This is a genomic window from [Acidovorax] ebreus TPSY, assembly GCF_000022305.1.
GTDB classification, from domain to species: Bacteria; Pseudomonadota; Gammaproteobacteria; order Burkholderiales; family Burkholderiaceae_C; genus Diaphorobacter; species Diaphorobacter nitroreducens.
In genome coordinates, this window is the sequence record NC_011992.1 from 981,814 (window position 1) to 998,713 (window position 16,900).

General features: G+C 66.9%; 10 protein-coding genes. 5 read left to right on the forward strand and 5 right to left on the reverse strand.

From position 1 onward, the window contains the following. Nucleotides 1-2: 2 nt before the first annotated feature. Both DTPSY_RS04730 and DTPSY_RS04735 read right to left on the reverse strand, forming a co-directional pair. Nucleotides 3-914 (reverse strand): DMT family transporter, encoded by a 912-nt coding sequence (locus tag DTPSY_RS04730; RefSeq protein WP_015912681.1) that lies wholly within the window; start codon nt 912-914, stop codon nt 3-5. Between the two features lie 97 nt (nt 915-1,011). Further along, the gene (locus DTPSY_RS04735; protein WP_015912682.1) at nt 1,012-2,151 is read right to left on the reverse strand and encodes an aromatic ring-hydroxylating oxygenase subunit alpha; all 1,140 of its coding nucleotides are present in this window, start codon (nt 2,149-2,151) and stop codon (nt 1,012-1,014) included. Nucleotides 2,152-2,457: 306 nt separating this feature from the next. Between DTPSY_RS04735 and xseB the strand changes: the two genes are divergently transcribed. The 4 genes from xseB (at nt 2,458) to DTPSY_RS04755 (ending at nt 6,957) form a co-directional block, all read left to right on the forward strand. Next, on the forward strand, nt 2,458-2,703 hold the full coding sequence (xseB, locus tag DTPSY_RS04740) for an exodeoxyribonuclease VII small subunit (protein ID WP_015912683.1): 246 nt from the start codon (nt 2,458-2,460) through the stop codon (nt 2,701-2,703). Nucleotides 2,704-2,711: 8 nt separating this feature from the next. After that, complete coding sequence (locus tag DTPSY_RS04745; protein WP_049760592.1) at nt 2,712-3,608, forward strand: polyprenyl synthetase family protein; 897 nt, start codon at nt 2,712-2,714, stop codon at nt 3,606-3,608. 103 nt (nt 3,609-3,711) lie between these two features. Next, nucleotides 3,712-5,601: a 1-deoxy-D-xylulose-5-phosphate synthase gene (gene dxs, locus DTPSY_RS04750; RefSeq protein WP_015912685.1), complete on the forward strand. Its 1,890-nt coding sequence runs from the start codon at nt 3,712-3,714 to the stop codon at nt 5,599-5,601. 273 nt (nt 5,602-5,874) lie between these two features. Then, nucleotides 5,875-6,957 (forward strand): TRAP transporter substrate-binding protein, encoded by a 1,083-nt coding sequence (locus DTPSY_RS04755; protein ID WP_011804476.1) that lies wholly within the window; start codon nt 5,875-5,877, stop codon nt 6,955-6,957. Between the two features lie 139 nt (nt 6,958-7,096). Here DTPSY_RS04755 and DTPSY_RS04760 read toward each other — a convergent pair whose 3' ends face one another. From DTPSY_RS04760 to ggt, 3 genes are all read right to left on the reverse strand, one after another. Next, the gene (locus tag DTPSY_RS04760; protein ID WP_015912686.1) at nt 7,097-8,923 is read right to left on the reverse strand and encodes a TRAP transporter large permease; all 1,827 of its coding nucleotides are present in this window, start codon (nt 8,921-8,923) and stop codon (nt 7,097-7,099) included. A gap of 21 nt (nt 8,924-8,944) precedes the next feature. Then, nucleotides 8,945-9,571, reverse strand: a complete 627-nt coding sequence (locus tag DTPSY_RS04765) for a TRAP transporter small permease subunit (RefSeq protein WP_015912687.1) — start codon at nt 9,569-9,571, stop codon at nt 8,945-8,947. 326 nt (nt 9,572-9,897) lie between these two features. After that, nucleotides 9,898-11,769, reverse strand: coding sequence for a gamma-glutamyltransferase (gene ggt, locus DTPSY_RS04770; protein ID WP_015912688.1), 1,872 nt, complete (start codon nt 11,767-11,769; stop codon nt 9,898-9,900). 293 nt (nt 11,770-12,062) lie between these two features. Here ggt and DTPSY_RS04775 point away from each other — a divergent pair, with 293 nt between their 5' ends. Then, nucleotides 12,063-16,898, forward strand: coding sequence for a response regulator (locus DTPSY_RS04775; RefSeq protein WP_015912689.1), 4,836 nt, complete (start codon nt 12,063-12,065; stop codon nt 16,896-16,898). Nucleotides 16,899-16,900: the final 2 nt, after the last annotated feature.

The window sequence follows — 16,900 nt, forward strand, 5'->3', positions numbered from 1 at the left end:
CGTCAGTGTTCTTCGGCAGGCGTGTCCGGCGCGGCCCGGGCACGCAGTACGGTGGCCGTGATGCCGCTGCCCACGATGAGCGCCATGCCCGCCCAGCCGATGAGTGGCAACTGGTCGCCGAACAGCGCCACGCCGTAGATGCTGGCGAACACGATGCCCGAGTACTGCAGGTTGGCCACCACCAGCGTGCCGCGGGCGGTGAGGGCGCGCGAGTAGGCACGTGTCATGCACAACTGCCCGCCCGCGGCCAGCAGGCCCAGCGGCAGCAGCCACAGCGCGGGCCACCCGGGCCAGTCGGACATGCCCGTGACCAGCATGGCCGCGCCGCCGGCTACGGCCGAGCCCACGGCGAAATAGAACACGGTGCGCGTCTCGGGCTCGCCCAGGCGCGACAGCGCCACCACCTGCATGTAGGCGAACGCGGCGGTCAGGCCCGAGCACAGGCCCACCAGGCCCGCGAAGGCCTGGTTGTCGTCGATGCTGGGGCGCAGCATCATGACCACGCCCGCGAACCCGACCAGCACGGTCAGCACCAGGGTCACTTGCAACGGCGGGCGCGGCTGCGCGCTGGAGGGGCGCCAGGCGAGCAGCGCGCCGCCGATCAGGAAGGCGGCGATCCACACGCTGCTCATGTAGTTGAGCGTCATCGCCGTGGGCAGGGGCAGGTAGGCGATGGCGTAGAACCACGCGCCCAGCGAAGTCACGCCGATCAGGCTGCGCCAGGCGTGCATGCCGGGGTAGCGTGTGGCCAGCGCCACCTTTTGCGAGCGTGCCAGCGCCCAGAGGATGGCCATGCCGATGAAGCCGCGGTAGCAGACCAGCTCGGCCGCGTTGAAGTAGGCCGAGGCCATCTTCACGCAGACCCCCATGCTTGCGAACAGGAACGCCGCCAACACCATCCAGAGCGCTTGCATGGAAAACCTATGGGTATGAATAAAAATAGCTGCCAGCGCTTGTGTATCAAGCGCTGGCAGCTATTGTAATGGTAGCGTGGGGCGGCGGTGTGGGGCCTTAGCCGCGGGACACGGCGGCACCCATGCGACCGCGGTACCACTCGTGGAAGTGCTGCATGCCGTCCTCCATGGGGCTCTGGTAGGGGCCGACCTCGTTGTCGCCGCGTTCCATCAGGGCCTTGCGGCCCGCGTCCATGCGCTCGGCGATCTCGTCGTCCTCGATGCAGGTTTCCATGTAGGCCGCACGCTGCGCCTCGACGAACTCGCGCTCGAAGGCGACGATTTCCTCGGGATAGTAGAACTCCACCATGTTCAGCGTCTTGTCCACACCGATCGGGTGCAGCGTACTGACGGTAAGTACGTGCGGATACCACTCCACCATGATGTGCGGGTAGTAGGTAAGCCAGATCGCGCCGCGCTCGGGCATCTTGCCCTCGCGGTACTTCAGCAGCACCTCGTGCCACTTCTTGTACACGTCGGAGCCCGGCTTGCCGAACGTGGAGGCCACCCCCACGGTTTGCACGGAGTATTCCTTCTGGAACTCCCACTTCAGGTCGTCACAGGTGACGAAGTTGCCCAGGCCCGGATGGAACGGACCCACGTGGTAGTCCTCCAGGTAGACCTCGATGAAGGTCTTCCAGTTGTAGTTGCACTCGTGCAGTTCCACATGGTCGAGCGCATAGCCCTCGAACGACAGCTCACGCTGCGTGCCCATGCCGGCCAGGTCGGCGGCGATGTCGCGACCGTTGTCCTCGAACAGCAGGCCGTTCCATTCGCGCAGCTTGTAGTTGTTGAGATTCAGGCAGGGGTCGTGCGCGAAATGCGGCGCGCCCAACAGCTCGCCGCTGGTGGAATACGTCCAGCGGTGAATCGGGCAGACGATGTTGCCGCCCGCATGGCCCTTGCCTTGGGCCTGCAGGTTGCCGCGGCCCTTGAGCATCACTGCCTGGCGGTGCCGGCAGACGTTGGAGATCAGCTCCACCTGCCCCTGGGCATTGCGCACGAGGGCGCGGCCCTCCTTTTCCTGGGGCAGCGCGAAGTAGTCGCCCACCTCGGGGACGGCGAGTTGGTGCCCCACGTAGCGGGGCCCTCGCTGGAAGATCGTCTCCAGTTCGCGCTGCAGCAGCGCTTCGTCGAAATAGCTGGAAACTGGTAGTTGGCTTGCGGCCTGCTGCAGTTGAAGACTTAAATCAGACATGGGTGACCTGACCTAAAGACTCCCCACAGGGAGGGTGCGCGTGCGCACGGGGCTATAGAAAAAACGAAACCGGCCCAGGGAAGTACTCCTTAGCCGGTTCGTGGTGAAGGAATGGGATTATAGGTGGTGGGGTTATTTCCGCGGCGGGTGTACGTGTATTGCGCGCGCCTAGCAAGCCGCGTGCGGCGTCCGGGGCGGCGATCTCCCGCCGGCCGCGGGGGCATCCCCGCGGCCTTCGCCGGGCAGGCGCGGGGCCCTGCGCCTAAAATTGGCCGTTTCCACTTGCGCCCTTGGCGCTGCGTCTCCATGGCCAAGGCCCCCGCCGCCCCTTCATCCACCCAGCCCGATCCCGTCAGCTACGAAGCCGCACTGGAAGAGCTTGAGCAGCTCGTGGGCCGCATCGAGTCGGGCCAGCTGCCGCTGGACCAGATGCTGGCGGGCTACCAGCGGGGCGCGGTGTTGCTGAACTTCTGCCGCGCGCGCCTGGACGCGGTGCAGGACCAGATCAAGGTGCTGGACGAAGGCACGCTGCAGCCATGGACGCAGGAGTGACGCCCGCCATGTCCGCCGTACCTGTGTTCGATTTCGATGGCTGGATGCGCGCGCAGCTTGCGCGGGTCGAGGACGCCCTGTCCCACTGGGTGTGCCCCGATGCGCCCGCAGGCCTGGGCGAGGCCATGCGCTATGCCGTGCTGGATGGCGGCAAGCGCCTGCGCCCGCTGCTGGTGCTGGCCGCTTGCGAGGCCGTCGGTGGAAACGCGCAGGCCGCCCTGCGCGCCGCCTGCGCGGTGGAGCTGATCCACGCCTATTCGCTGGTGCATGACGACATGCCCTGCATGGACAACGATGTGATGCGCCGCGGCAAGCCCACGGTGCATGTGCCCTTTGGCGAAGCGCGTGCACTGCTGGCGGGCGACGCACTGCAGGCGCTGGCATTTGAGCTGCTCACGCCCGAGGATGGGGTACCGCCGGCCATGCAGGCGCGGCTGTGCCGTGAGCTGGCCCGCGCCGCAGGCGCCGACGGCATGGCCGGCGGGCAGGCCATCGACCTGGCCAGCGTGGGCCTGCAGTTGTCTGAAGACCAGTTGCGTCAGATGCACCGCCTGAAGACGGGCGCGCTGCTGCAGGCCAGCGTGGTGATGGGCGCGGTCTGCGGCCAGACCCCGGAGGGCACGCTGCGCGCGCTGAGCGACTACGGCGCAGCCATGGGGCTGGCCTTCCAGGTGGTGGACGACGTGCTGGACGTGACCCAGGACTCCGCCACACTGGGCAAGACCGCCGGCAAGGACGCCGCGTGCGACAAGCCGACCTATGTCTCGCTGATGGGGCTGGAGGCCGCGCGCGCGCATGCCGAAGCCCTGCGCGCGCAGGCACTGGCGGCGTTGGCCGCCAGCGGCCTGACCGACACGCGGGCGTTGGCGGCGTTGGCCGACATGGTGGTGCGCCGTTCGCATTGATGATGGGCAAGGCTGCGCATGGCGGGGCTGGTGTCTTTTTATGAATCAAATTGGCCTCTAGCGCTTGTTCATCAAGCGCTAACAGCTACTAAAAACATAGCATATGTCCACGACGAACTATCCGCTGCTTGAGCGCGTGAACGATCCCGCCGACCTGCGCCGGCTGCCCCGTGCCGAGCTCAAGGCGCTGGCTACGGAGCTGCGCGCCTTCGTGCTGGAGAGCGTGTCCAAGACCGGCGGGCATCTGTCGTCCAACCTGGGCACGGTGGAGCTGACCGTGGCGCTGCACGCCGTGTTCGACACGCCGCGCGACCGGCTGGTGTGGGACGTGGGCCACCAGACTTACCCGCACAAAATCCTGACCGGGCGGCGCGACCGCATGCCCTCGCTGCGCCAGCTGGGCGGCCTGTCGGGCTTTCCGCAGCGCGCCGAGAGCGAATACGACACCTTTGGCACCGCGCACTCGTCCACCAGCATCTCCGCGGCGCTGGGCATGGCGCTGGCGGCCAAGCAGCGCGGCGACGAACGCCGCTGTGTAGCCATCATCGGCGACGGCGCCATGACCGCCGGCATGGCCTTCGAGGCGCTGAATAACGCCGGCGTGGCCGACGCCAACCTGCTGGTCATCCTGAACGACAACGACATGAGCATCAGCCCGCCCGTGGGTGCACTGAACCGCTACCTGGCGCAGCTCATGAGCGGACAGTTCTACGCCAAGGCACGCGACGTGGGCAAGAGCGTGCTCAAGAACGCGCCACCGCTGCTGGAGCTGGCCAAGCGCCTGGAGCAGCAAGCCAAGGGCATGGTGGTGCCGGCCACCCTGTTCGAGAAGTTCGGCTTCAACTACATCGGCCCCATTGATGGGCACGACCTGGACTCGCTGATTCCTACGCTGGAAAACATCCGCGGTCTCAAGGGCCCGCAGTTCCTGCACGTAGTCACCAAGAAGGGCCAGGGCTACAAGCTGGCCGAGGCCGACCCGGTGGCCTACCACGGCCCGGGCAAGTTCGACCCGCGTGTGGGCCTGGTGAAACCGGCCACGCCGCCCAAGCAGACCTTCACGCAGGTCTTTGGCCAGTGGCTGTGCGACATGGCCGAGAAGGACGAGCGCCTGGTGGGCATCACGCCCGCCATGCGCGAGGGGTCGGGCATGGTGGAGTTCCACCAGCGCTTTCCCGAGCGCTACTACGACGTGGGCATCGCCGAGCAGCACGCCGTGACCTTTGCCGCCGGTATGGCGTGCGAGGGGGCGAAGCCGGTGGTTGCGATCTACTCGACCTTCCTGCAGCGCGCCTATGACCAGCTTATCCACGACGTGGCGCTGCAGAACCTGCCCGTGGTGTTTGCCCTGGACCGTGCGGGCCTGGTGGGTGCGGACGGCGCCACGCACGCCGGAGCGTATGACATCGCCTTCGTGCGCTGCATTCCCAACATGAGCATGGCCTGCCCGGCCGACGAGCGCGAATGCCGCCAACTGCTCACCACCGCCTACGAGCAAGACCACCCTGTGGCCGTGCGCTACCCGCGCGGCGCGGGCGTGGGCGTGGCGCCGCTGCCCGATCTGGAGGGGCTGCCCTTCGGCAAGGGCGAGGTGCGCCGCAAGGGCCGGCGCATGGCCATCCTGGCTTTCGGCACGCTGCTGTACCCGGCGCTGCAGGCGGCCGAGGCGCTGGACGCCACGGTGGTCAACATGCGCTGGGCCAAGCCGCTGGATACGCAGCTGCTGCTTCAGGTGGCAGCGGAGCACGATGCGCTGGTCACCGTCGAGGAGGGCTGCATCATGGGCGGCGCCGGCAGTGCCGTGGCCGAGGCGCTGGCCGCCGCAGGCGTGCAGCGCCCCTTGCTGCAACTGGGCCTGCCCGACGCGTTCATCGAGCATGGCGACCCGGCCAAGCTGCTGGCCCTGCAGGGGCTGGACGCCGCTGGCATGCAGCGCTCCATCACCGAGCGCTTCGGCGCATTGCCGGGCGAGCAGGCGCTGGCAGCGGCCTGACGCGCTTTCCTTCCCTTCACAACAATGCAGTCACCCCGCGGCAGCGTGCCGCTGGGATGCGTCGCGGCGCCTGTGCAGCCCATCGCGGAGGCCTGCGCTGCTCCTTGCCCGGCCGAGTAATACGCGCCATTCGCGGATTTTTCAGGGGAAACCCGCAACGGGGCCGGCAACCCACGTTTTTACAATTTACCTCCGCTCATCGGCGGGATTCAGCGGCGCGTACACTCAACCGCGTTACTGTTTGTTTGCTTCATCATTTCGGAGAATTTGTCCATGGATCGTCGCTCAATCATCAAGCAGGCCGGTTTGGCTGGCGTACTCGCAGCCGGGGTTGCACCCGCAGTGCATGCCCAGGCCGCCGTTCGCTGGCGCCTTGCCTCCAGCTTCCCCAAGTCGCTGGACACGATCTTTGGCAGTGCAGAAAAATTGTCCCAGGCCGTCAAGGCGATGTCGGGCGGCAAGTTCGAGATCTCCGTGCACCCCGCCGGCGAGCTGATGCCCGCGTTTGGCGTGGTGGATGCGCTGCAGGGCGACACCATCGATATGGCCCAGACGGCCGCCTACTACTTCACCGGCAAGGACCCCGTGTTCGCCTTCAGCTGCGCCGTGCCCTTCGGTCTGACCACGCTGCAGATGGCAGCCTGGAAGGACCACGGCAACGGCCGCAAGTACCTGGATGCCTTCTTCGAGAAGTACAACTTCAAGACCGCCAGCGCCGGCAACACCACCACCCAGATGGGCGGCTGGTACCGCAAGGAAATCAAGACCGTCGCTGACCTCAAGGGCCTGAAGATGCGCCTGGGCGGCGGCGTGTTCGGCGAGGCCATGGCCAAGCTGGGCGTGGTGGCGCAGAACATGCCCGCCGGTGACGTGTACCAGGCGCTCGAGAAGGGCACGCTGGACGCCGTGGAGTTCGTTGGCCCGTACGACGATGAAAAGCTGGGCTTCAACAAGGTGGCGCCGTACTACTACTATCCCGGCTGGTGGGAAGGCTCCGCTGACCTGGAGTTCTTCATCAACATCAAGAAGTACAACGCCCTGTCGCCCGAGCACAAGGCGATCCTGGACGCAGCCACCCGCGTGGCCGCTGCCGACATGACCGCCAAGTACCAGGTGTTCAATCCGCGCGCCATCAAGAACCTGGTGGCCAACAAGACGCAGCTCAAGGCGTTCCCCAAGGCGATCATGGACGCCGGCTTCAAGGCGTCGATGGAAGTGTTTGCCGAGCACGAGGCCAAGTCGCCCGAGTTCAAGAAGATCCACCAGGACATGCGCGCCTTCCAGCGTGACCAGATCCTGTGGAACCGCTTCTCGGAGTTCCCGTTCAACCAGTACATGAACAGCGTGAAGATCTGATCGCGTGGCGGGCTGCTGCCCTTGCGGCGGCGGCTTGCGACCAATCCAACGAGGCCGCAGTTCCCTGCGGCTTTTTTGTTGCCCGCGCAAAATAAAAAAAGCCCCGGCGTACCGGGGCTTTTAGTGGGGGTGAGACGGCTTACTTGCTGCCCGAGCCCATGGCGTCCTGCAGCGCCTTGGCTGGGTCGTCCGAGCCGTAGCCGCCGTCGGCAGGGGGCGCCAACTCGCCCTCCGGTGCCGGTGCCGGTGCCTGCTCGGCGTCTGGAGCGGGCTGCGATGCGAACGGGTCGTTGCCTGGCGCACCGTAGCTCTCCGCATCCTGGAGCGCATCCATCATTTGCGCGCCCACCGCTTCCATGTTCACTTCCACCTTTTTGTCCAGGCTGCCCGTCACGAGGGACGGGAAGGCGATGAGCAGGCTCACCATGATCAGCTGGATCAGAACGAAGGGAATGGCGCCCTTGTAGATCTGCATGGTGGTCACGGGCTGGATGGCCTTGTGCGTTACCCGGTCGATGTAGGGCTTGTCCGGGGCCACCGAGCGCAGGAAGAACAGCGCGAAGCCGAAAGGCGGGTGCATGAACGAGGTCTGCATGTTCATCGCCAGCAGCACGCCGAACCAGATCAGATCGATGCCCATCTTGTCGGCGACGGGTCCCAGCAGCGGCACCACGATGAAGGACAGCTCGAAGTAGTCCAGGAAGAAAGCCAGAAAGAAGATCATGAGGTTCACCACGATCAGGAAGCCCACCTGTCCGCCGGGCAGGCTGGCCAGCAGGTGCTCCACCCACTTCGGGCCGTCTGCCGCCTGGAACACCAGGCTGAACGTGGTGGCGCCGATCATGATGAACATCACAAAGCTGGCCAGGCGCGTAGTGGCGCCCAGCGCCTGCTTGAGCAGGGGCATGTCCAGGCGCCGGCGCGCGAAGCCCATGACCAGCGCCGCCATGGCACCCATGGCGCCGCCTTCGGTCGGTGTGGCAATGCCCAGGAAGATGGTGCCCAGCACCAGGAAGATCAGCAGCAGTGGCGGAATCAGCACGAAGGTCACGCGCTCGGCCAGACGGGAGAGCATGCCCAGCTTGAGCACGCGGTTGATGCTCGCGATGACGAACGCGATGAAGGTGCCGCCGCACATGGCGGTGACGACCTTCTCATCGGTCGGCACGTCCAGCACCTCGGTGCCTGTCCACCACGTATGCACGTCGGCCATGTGAGCGGCCAGGAAGATCGATGCTGCCGTGGAGATGCCCATCACGACGGCCAGCGAGGCATAGCCGGAGCTGCCATTGTCTTCACGGTAGATGCGCGCCTCGGGTGGCAGGGCGGGTACGGACTGGGGCTTGAAGATGGCCAGGATGACCACCCACAGCACGTAGAGGCCGACGAGGATGAAGGCGGGCACGAATGCGCCCTTGTACATCTCGCCCACGCTGCGGCCGAGCTGGTCGGCCATCAGGATCAGCACCAGTGATGGGGGAATGATCTGGGCCAGGGTGCCGGATGCGGCAATCACACCGCTGGCGAGCCGCCGGTCGTAGCCGTAGCGCAGCATGATGGGCAGCGAGATCAGGCCCATGGAGATCACCGAGGCCGCCACCACACCGGTGGTGGCCGCCAGCAGCGCGCCCACGAAAACCACCGCCAGCGCCAGGCCGCCGCGCAAAGGGCCGAACACCTGGCCCACCGTGTCGAGCAGGTCCTCAGCCATACCACTGCGCTCCATGATCAGGCCCATGAGCGTGAAGAAGGGCACCGCCAGCAGCGTGTCGTTGGCCATGATGCCGATCAGGCGCTGCGGCAGCCAGGCCATCACGGACGAAGGAAAGACCCCCAACTCGATCCCCAGGAAGCCGAACAGCAGGCCGCAGGCGCCCAGGCTGAACGCCACGGGGAAGCCCAGCAGCAGGAAGATGATCAGGCCCCCGAACATGACGGGGGCGTAATTGCTTGTGATGAATTCCATGAAATGCTTTCCTGGGGCAGATCAGCGTTGCGCGGCGGGAGCGGCGGACAGGGCCTGCTCCTGCTTTCTCTCAGCTTCGGCGCGCAGCGCCTCGGCCAGTTCTTCTTCAGCGCTCTTGTCGCTGAGCTTGCCCATGGGATCGGGCCCCTGGCCACGCAGGAAAGCGATGCGCTTGATGAGTTCGGACCAGCCCTGCAGCATCAGCAGCGTGATACCGACGGGAATCGCCACCCATACGGGCCAGCGGATCAGGCCGCCAGGATTGCCGGACACTTCACCCGACTGGTACATCTGGATCACGACCGGCACGCTCAGGTACAGGATGGTGATGCACAGCGGGGTGAGAAAGAGCGCAAAGCCCACGATGTCGATCCACACCTGCACCTTCTTGGGCAAGCGGCTGTTGACCACGTCGATGCGCACGTGCTCGCGGTTGAGCAGCGTCCAGCCGGCGGCGATCAGGAAAGACCATGCGAACAGGTACCACTGCACTTCCAGAAAGGCGTTGGAACTCGTGTCGAACGCCTTGCGCACGATGGCGTTGGCGGCACTGATGAAAGTGGATGCGAAGATGAGCCAGATTGAATACTTGCCCACGAACGCGTTGAGCCTGTCGATGGCCCGCGACAGTGAAAGTAAAGCCTGCATGGTGTCTCCAAGAAGATGGCTGGGTGCGCGTGTCTGTCCGCACGCGGGGTGGGGCATGGGCCAGATCGATTTGCAGAACGCTGACGCTGCCGTCGGTAGGCAGGGCACGGTCGGCGGCGCCGCGCACACGTTCTTACAAAGGTGACATTCTACGAAGTCACGCAGCCTCGCCAGGTAAAGGGTTTAGCCTGCCCCCGCAGGGGGAGGGGCGTTGCGCTGCTATGAAAATGGGAGAAAACGGCGCACGCAATAGCGCAGGCGGTCCACGCGCTGCCGCACGAAGGGCGACGCATCGCCCGTGCGTCGCCAGGAGGGGATCGGGGCTTTCAGTCGCCCATGACCACGCCTTCGCGCCGCGGGTCCGCTCCGCCGAGCCACATGGGTTTGCCATGCACTTCGCTGCGCGTAATGGCCTGCAGGCCGCTGGTCATGTTCATCTCGCGCACTTCCGCGCCGCGTGCGCGCAGGTTGTCGATCGTGGTGGAGGTGAAGCGCTTTTCCTCCAGCAGGGTGGGGCCGTTGAGGTTGCCGAAGTTGGGCAGATTGATCGCCTGCTGCGGCGTCAGGCCCCAGTTGAAGATCCCGTAGATCGTCTTGGCGGTGTAGTGGATGATGAGCGCGCCGCCCGGGCTGCCTCCGCTCATCAGCAAGCGCCCGGACGCCTTGTCAAACACCAGTGTGGGCGCCATGGACGAGCGGGGGCGCTTGCCCGGCTCGACGCGGTTGGCGATGGGGCGGCCCTGGGCGTCGCTCGGCGCAAAGCTGAAGTCGGTCAGTTCGTTGTTGAGTAGGAAGCCCCCGCTGCGCGCGCTGCTGGTGCTGACCATCTGGCGGGAGCCGAACTGGTCTTCGATGGTGGTGGTCATGGCGACGGCATTGCCCCGGGCATCGACGACGCTGATGTGGCTGGTGCCGTACTCTGGCTGGTCGGGCATGGGCGCCATGCTGGTCTGCGCCCCGCCGGGGGTTCCGGGCTGGGCCACCTTCATGCTCTGCGGCTGGATGAGGCGTGCGCGGCTGGCGAGGTAGGCCGGGTCCAGCAGGCTCATCCAGCTGCCGGCAGGGGGGCGCACGAAATCGGGGTCGGCCACGTATTGCGCGCGGTCGGCGAAGGCCAGGCGGGCGGCTTCGTTGTACAGATAGAGCCAGTCGGCCGTGGGCAGCGGGCCCAGCGGGTCGGCGGAACCTTGGGGGCCCTCCTGCAACGGCATGGTCGTGGCATCGGTGTTCTTCAGGATGCCCAGGATCTGCGCCACGGCAATGGCGCCGGAACTGGGCGGCGGAAAGCCGCAGACGCGATACGCCTTTGCGCCAATCTGATAGTCGGAGCACAGGGCCTCCCGTTTCTTGGGCTGGTAGCCTGCCAAGTCGGCCAGGCTGAGCCCGCCGGGATTGCCTGCGTGGCCCTGAACCTTGGCCACGATGGCCTGGGCCACTTCCCCTTCAAGCAGCGCCTTGGAGCCGTTCCTGGCAATGGCACGCAGCACGCTCGCCAGCTCAGGATTCTTGAGCGTGTGCCCCACGGGCCAGGGTTGGCCGGCGGCATCGAAGAAATAGGCGCGCGCCACCGGGTCCTGCGCGAGGAACTTCTCATTGGCCAGCAAGGTGTGCAGGCGCGCACTGACCTTGAAGCCCTGTTCCGCCAACTGGATGGCGGGCTCGAACAGTGTGGCCCAGGCAAGCTTGCCGTGTTCCTTGTGGGCCTGCTCCAGCATGCGCACCGTACCCGGCACGCCGACCGAGCGCCCGCCCACCACAGCGTCATGGAAGGCCATGGGCTTGCCATTGGCGCCAATGAACAGGTTCTCCGTGGCGGCCGCGGGGGCGGTCTCGCGCCCGTCGTAGGCCTCGACCTTGCTGCCAGCCGCGTGCAGCAGGAACGCGCCGCCGCCGATGCCACTGGACTGCGGTTCCACGAGGGTAAGCACCATCTGTACCGCGATGGCCGCATCCAGCGCCGAGCCGCCTGCCTTCAGCACCTGGTAGCCGGCGTCGGTGGCCAGCGGATTGGCGGCTGCCACCGCGAAGCGCTCGGTAGCCCAGCCGGGCTTCTCCGTGTAGCCGGAAGAGCCCTCGGGCTGTTGCGGCACCTGGTAGTGGAATGCGGCGGGGGGGCTTGAGCAGGCCGCCAGCGTCACCACCGCGAGGGCAGCGACGACAGAGGCGGTCATACGTTGGGCGCGCAGGTACGGTCGCATCGGGGTCTCCTTGGTGGTGGCGTGATCCGGGCCATCGTACTGGGCAGGAAGGTTACACGCTCCCGCTGTTACATGCTGGTACGCTGCTGTTGGCAGGTGGTGGATAAGTGTCATGCAGGATGGCGAAAATGGTTACGTTTTGACATACTCCGCGCACCCACTGGATCACGGCGCGCCACGCGTCTGTGACGCATCTTGCACCGACCCCCGAAGCACGGGGCTGATGAAGGTTTCCTTGAAAAGCTCCCCCGACGTGTGGCTGGTCGCTCGGCCCCTTGGCAGGCATGACGGCCATGCCTGAGCGCAAGGAACGGCTGGCTGTTCTGCGCGATTCGCTGCGCGACCCACAGGGCCGGTGGTTGCGGGGCGCCCTATGGGTGCTCGTGCTGGCGGCGCTGGGTGCCTGGCTGGCAGTGGAAGCGGTCGCGCTGGTGCGCTCGGAACAGCGCCAACACGAACGCAATCAGCTGCTGGAAGGCATGGAGCAGACGCTGCTGGGCGAGAGCAGCAACGGCCCGCTGCTGGGGATGGTTACCTTGCTTGGCTTGAGCGAGCCGTCACTCAAGGCTGCCGCGCAGGGCTTTCTGCCCTACGATGCGCCGCCGGTGCTGGCGCGCCTGGGCGTCATCCGCGGCCGCTTCATGGTGGATGGCGCCTACGTGATCGCGCGCGACGGCACGGTGGTAGCGCATGACACCGCTGGTAACCGCACGACCGGTGCGCAGCTGGGACATCGGCCCTATTTTCAGCAGGCCTTGCAGGGCAATGCGTCCGTATATGCCGCCCTGGGCGGCACGTCGCAGGAGCGCGGCCTCTATTACGCAGCGCCGCTGTATGAGAGCGATACCCCGTCCAGTCCCATCATCGGTGTGGTTGCCGTCAAGGTGGGGTTCTCCCATTTCGACCGCCTGCTCACGCGGGCGGGGCATCCCGTGCTGCTGATGTCGCCGCAGGGCGTGGTGTTCTCTTCCACCCGTCCGGAGTGGCTCTACGCGATGACCGCGCCCCTGACGCAGGAACGCATCGACGCGGTGCGCAGCACGCGCCAGTTTGGCAGCCGTTTCGACAACGGGCTGGTGTCGGCCCTGCCGTTTTCCATCGACTCCCGCGAAGCGCTGATCGACGGCGTGCGCTATGCCGTGGGCCGCCGCGCCGTGGACTGGGAGGACCCTGCGGGCCCCTGGCAGCTGGTGTTGCTGGACGACATGAGTGCCATCATGCCCATGGGGTTGCGCTGGATGGTGGGAGGGGGCGCGTTCGCGCTCTTCGCGCTCGTGGGTGCCATGGCGCTGGACGCGCTGCGCAACCGGCGCCGCCTGGCGGAGAGCATGCAGCGCTTTTCCGTGCTGGGCGCGGCACTGGAGAACAGCCCCATTTCCATCGTCATCACCGATGCGGAAGGGGTGATCGCGTGGGTCAATCCCCAGTACGAACGCAACACCGGCTACACGCTGGGTGAAGTGCGCGGGCGCAAGCCATCGATAGCCGCCAGCGAACACACGCCCGCCGGTACTTACCGGGACATGTGGAGCCGGTTGCTGGCCGGCCATTCCTGGCGCGGACGCTTCGTGAACCGGCGCCGGGACGGCACCCTGTACCACGAGGAAGCTACGCTGTCGCCGGTGTTCGACGCCAAGGGCCGGCGCATCGCGATCGTGGGGCTGCTGCAGGACGTGACCGCACGCATCGAGGCCGCGCAAGAGCTGGAGCGGCGTGAGCGCCACCTGAGCGAACTGCTGGAACAACAGACAGCGCTTTTTGACAACGCGCCGCCCATCGTGCTCGTCTGCGACGGGCAGATACGGCAGTTCAACCGCGCCCTGGCGGAACTGCTGCGCTCCTCGGACGAGGCCCTGGCGGGAACCCCGGTACAGGAGCTGTTCGGAGGCGAGGCCGGCTACGGCGCCTTCACCGCACGGACCGTTCCCATGCTTCTGGCCGGTGGCTCGGTGCGCGAGCAGGCCGTGCTGCGGCGTCCGGACGGCACGTCGTTCACGGCGCGCATGGCGGGCCGCGGGCTGAAGATGGAGGGCGTGCAGATCGCATCGCTGTGGGTGATCGAGGACGTGACCGAGGCGCAGCGCGCCGAGGCTGCCACGCGCGAAGCCAACGCGCGGCTGGAGCTGGCGCAGGAGGCGGGGCACATCGGCGTGTTCGACTACAACCTGCTGACGCAGCGCATGGTGTGGTCGCCCCAGCTGGAGCAGCTGTATGGCGCGGCGTCGCTGCCGGCGCAAAAGGACGGGCATGCCGCAGAGAGGCCGTTCCAGGCGTGGGTGGATGTGATCCATCCCGAAGACCGTGCGCGCGTGCAAGGCCTGCTGGCGCAGGCACAGGCCGGCCAGGGCGGCGGCCGTCTGCGCGATTCCTGGCGCATCGTGCGCGCCGATGGCAGTACGCGCTGGATCCTGTGTACCGCGCGCGTGGTGCGCGACGAAGCAGGACAGGCCGCGCGCATCATCGGCGTGCAGGTGGATGTGCATGACCAGAAGATGTTGGAGGCGCGCGTGGCCGAGCAGCTCGCCTTCCAGCAGGCGCTGATCGATGCCATTCCGGTACCGCTCTTCTACAAAGACGCGCAGGGGCGCTACCTGGGTTTCAACCGGGCCTATGTCCAGGCCTTCGACATCCATACGGAAGACTTCATCGGCAAGACGGTGCTGGACCTGGAGTTCCTGCCCATGCTGGAGCGCGAACGCCTGCACGCGGATACCGAGGCCGCGCTGCGGGGCGCGCAGTCCGTGCACCGCGAGGTGGCCATGCCGTATGCCGATGGACTGGTGCACCACACGATGTTCTGGCTGCATGGGTTCAACCGCCCGGACGGCTCGGCGGGCGGAGTCATCGGCACCTTCGTGGACGTCTCCGACCGCCAGCGCGCCGAAGTGGAACTGCGCCGCGCCAAGGAACTGGCCGAGGAGACGGCGGCGCTCAAGTCGCGTTTCCTGGCCAACATGAGCCATGAGATCCGCACGCCGCTTAACGCGATCATCGGCATGTCGCACCTGGCCCTGAAGTCGGGGCTGGATGCGCGCCAAAGCGGCTACGTGGTGCGCATGCAGCAGGCGGGCCAACATCTGCTGGGCGTGATCAACGACATCCTGGACTTCTCCAAGATCGAGGCCGGCAAGCTCGTGGTGGAGCGCAGCCCCTTCGCGCTGGACCGTATGCTGGAAGGCGTGGCCGACGTGGTGGGCTTCAAGGCGGCGGCCAAGGGGCTGGAGCTGGTGCTGGACGTGGCCCCCGACGTGCCGCAGCACTTGGTGGGCGACGCGTTGCGCCTGGGGCAGATCCTCATCAACTTTGCCAATAACGCCGTTAAGTTCACCGAGCAAGGAGAAATCCATCTGCTGGTGCGGCTGGAGCGCAACGAGGGCGCGCGCGTATGGCTGCGCTTCGAGGTGCGCGACACGGGCATCGGCATCGCGCCGCAGCAGATGCAGCGCTTGTTCCAGAGCTTTGAACAGGCGGACACGTCTACCACGCGCCGATACGGTGGCACCGGCTTGGGCCTGGCCATTAGCAAGAGCCTGGCCGAGTTGATGGGCGGTGAGGTAGGCGTGCGCAGCGAGCTGGGGCATGGCTCGGCCTTTTGGGTGACCGTGCCGCTGGAGCGTGGCGAGCCCCTGCCCCGCGCGCTGCTGCGCAGCGATTGGCGCGGCTGCCGGGTGCTGGTGGTGGACGACAACCACACCGCCGCCCAGGTGCTGGTGGACATGCTGCAGACCATGGGCCTGCAGGCCACGCAGGTGCACTCGGGCGTGCAGGCGCTGCAGGCACTGCGCGACGCGGTGGCCGAGCAGCGCCCCTACGGCCTGCTGCTGCTGGATTGGCACATGCCGGGGATGGACGGGATCGAGTTGGCGCGCCGCATTCGCGGGCTGGGCCTTGCGCATATCCCGCAGATGCTGATGGTTACGGCGCACGGGCGCGACGAGGTGATGGACGCAGCGCGCAGCGCGGGGATCGACAACGTGCTCGTCAAGCCGGTGAGCGCGTCGGTGCTGTTCGACACGCTCATGCAGCCGCTGGCCCAGGCGTGGGACGTGCATCCGCTGCCGCGGTCTGCGTCCGGCGCCGCACCCGCCGTGCTGCGCGGCGCGGTGGTGCTGCTGGTGGAAGACAACGAGCTCAACCAGATCGTGGCGCAGGAGCTGCTGCGCGATGCCGGCATGCACGTGGATGTGGCGTCCAACGGCCAGGAGGCCATCGCATGCATCGACCGGCGCCGGTACGACGTGGTGCTTATGGACATGCAGATGCCCGTGATGGATGGCGAAACGGCCACGCGGCAACTGCGTGCCGACCCGCGCCATGCCGGCCTGCCGATCATCGCCATGACTGCCAATGCCATGCAGGCCGACCGGGAGCGCTGCTTTGCCGCGGGCATGAACGACCACGTGCCCAAGCCCATCGACCCCGACGTGCTGTGGGCCACGCTGGTGCGCTGGCTGTCGCCGCGCCCCGAGGCGGCATCGCACTCGCCCGCACCCCCGGCGAACGCGCCGCTGGCATCTGCATTCGCGCCTGCCCTGCCACAGGGCGTGCCGGGCCTGGATACCGCGCTGGGCCTGAAGCGGGCTTCGGGTAAGCCGGGGCTGTACGCCGAACTGTTGCAGCGCTTCGCGCTGAGCCAGAGTGACGTCGTCCAGAACCTGCAGGCGGCCATACAGGCGGAGGACTGGGCACTGGCCGAGCGCACCGCGCACACGCTGCGCTCGGTGGCCGCCAACCTCGGTGCGCAGCCGGTGTCGCGGCATGCGCAGGCACTGGAGCAGGCGCTGCGCTCTCAGGCGCCGGCAGAAACGCTCCAGCCCCTGCTGGCGGCCCTGGCAGAGCATATGGCGCCTTTGCTGCAGGCGTTGGGTGCCTGGACCCGGCAGGCCCCGGGCGCGGGCGCTCGCGAGGCCACCGTGCCGCCGCAGACGCCCGCCCAGCTGCTGCGCGGGCTGCGTACGCTGCTGCGCGCGGACGACCCGGCCGCAGGCGACTACCTCCAGCGCAACGCGGCTGGGCTGGCCGCCTTGCTGGGTGCGGACTTCGATGCGCTGGAGCGCAGCGTGCGCAGCTTCGCCTATGACGACGCGCTGCGGCGGCTGGAGGCATGCCCGGCGGCCCCGGCGGAATGACG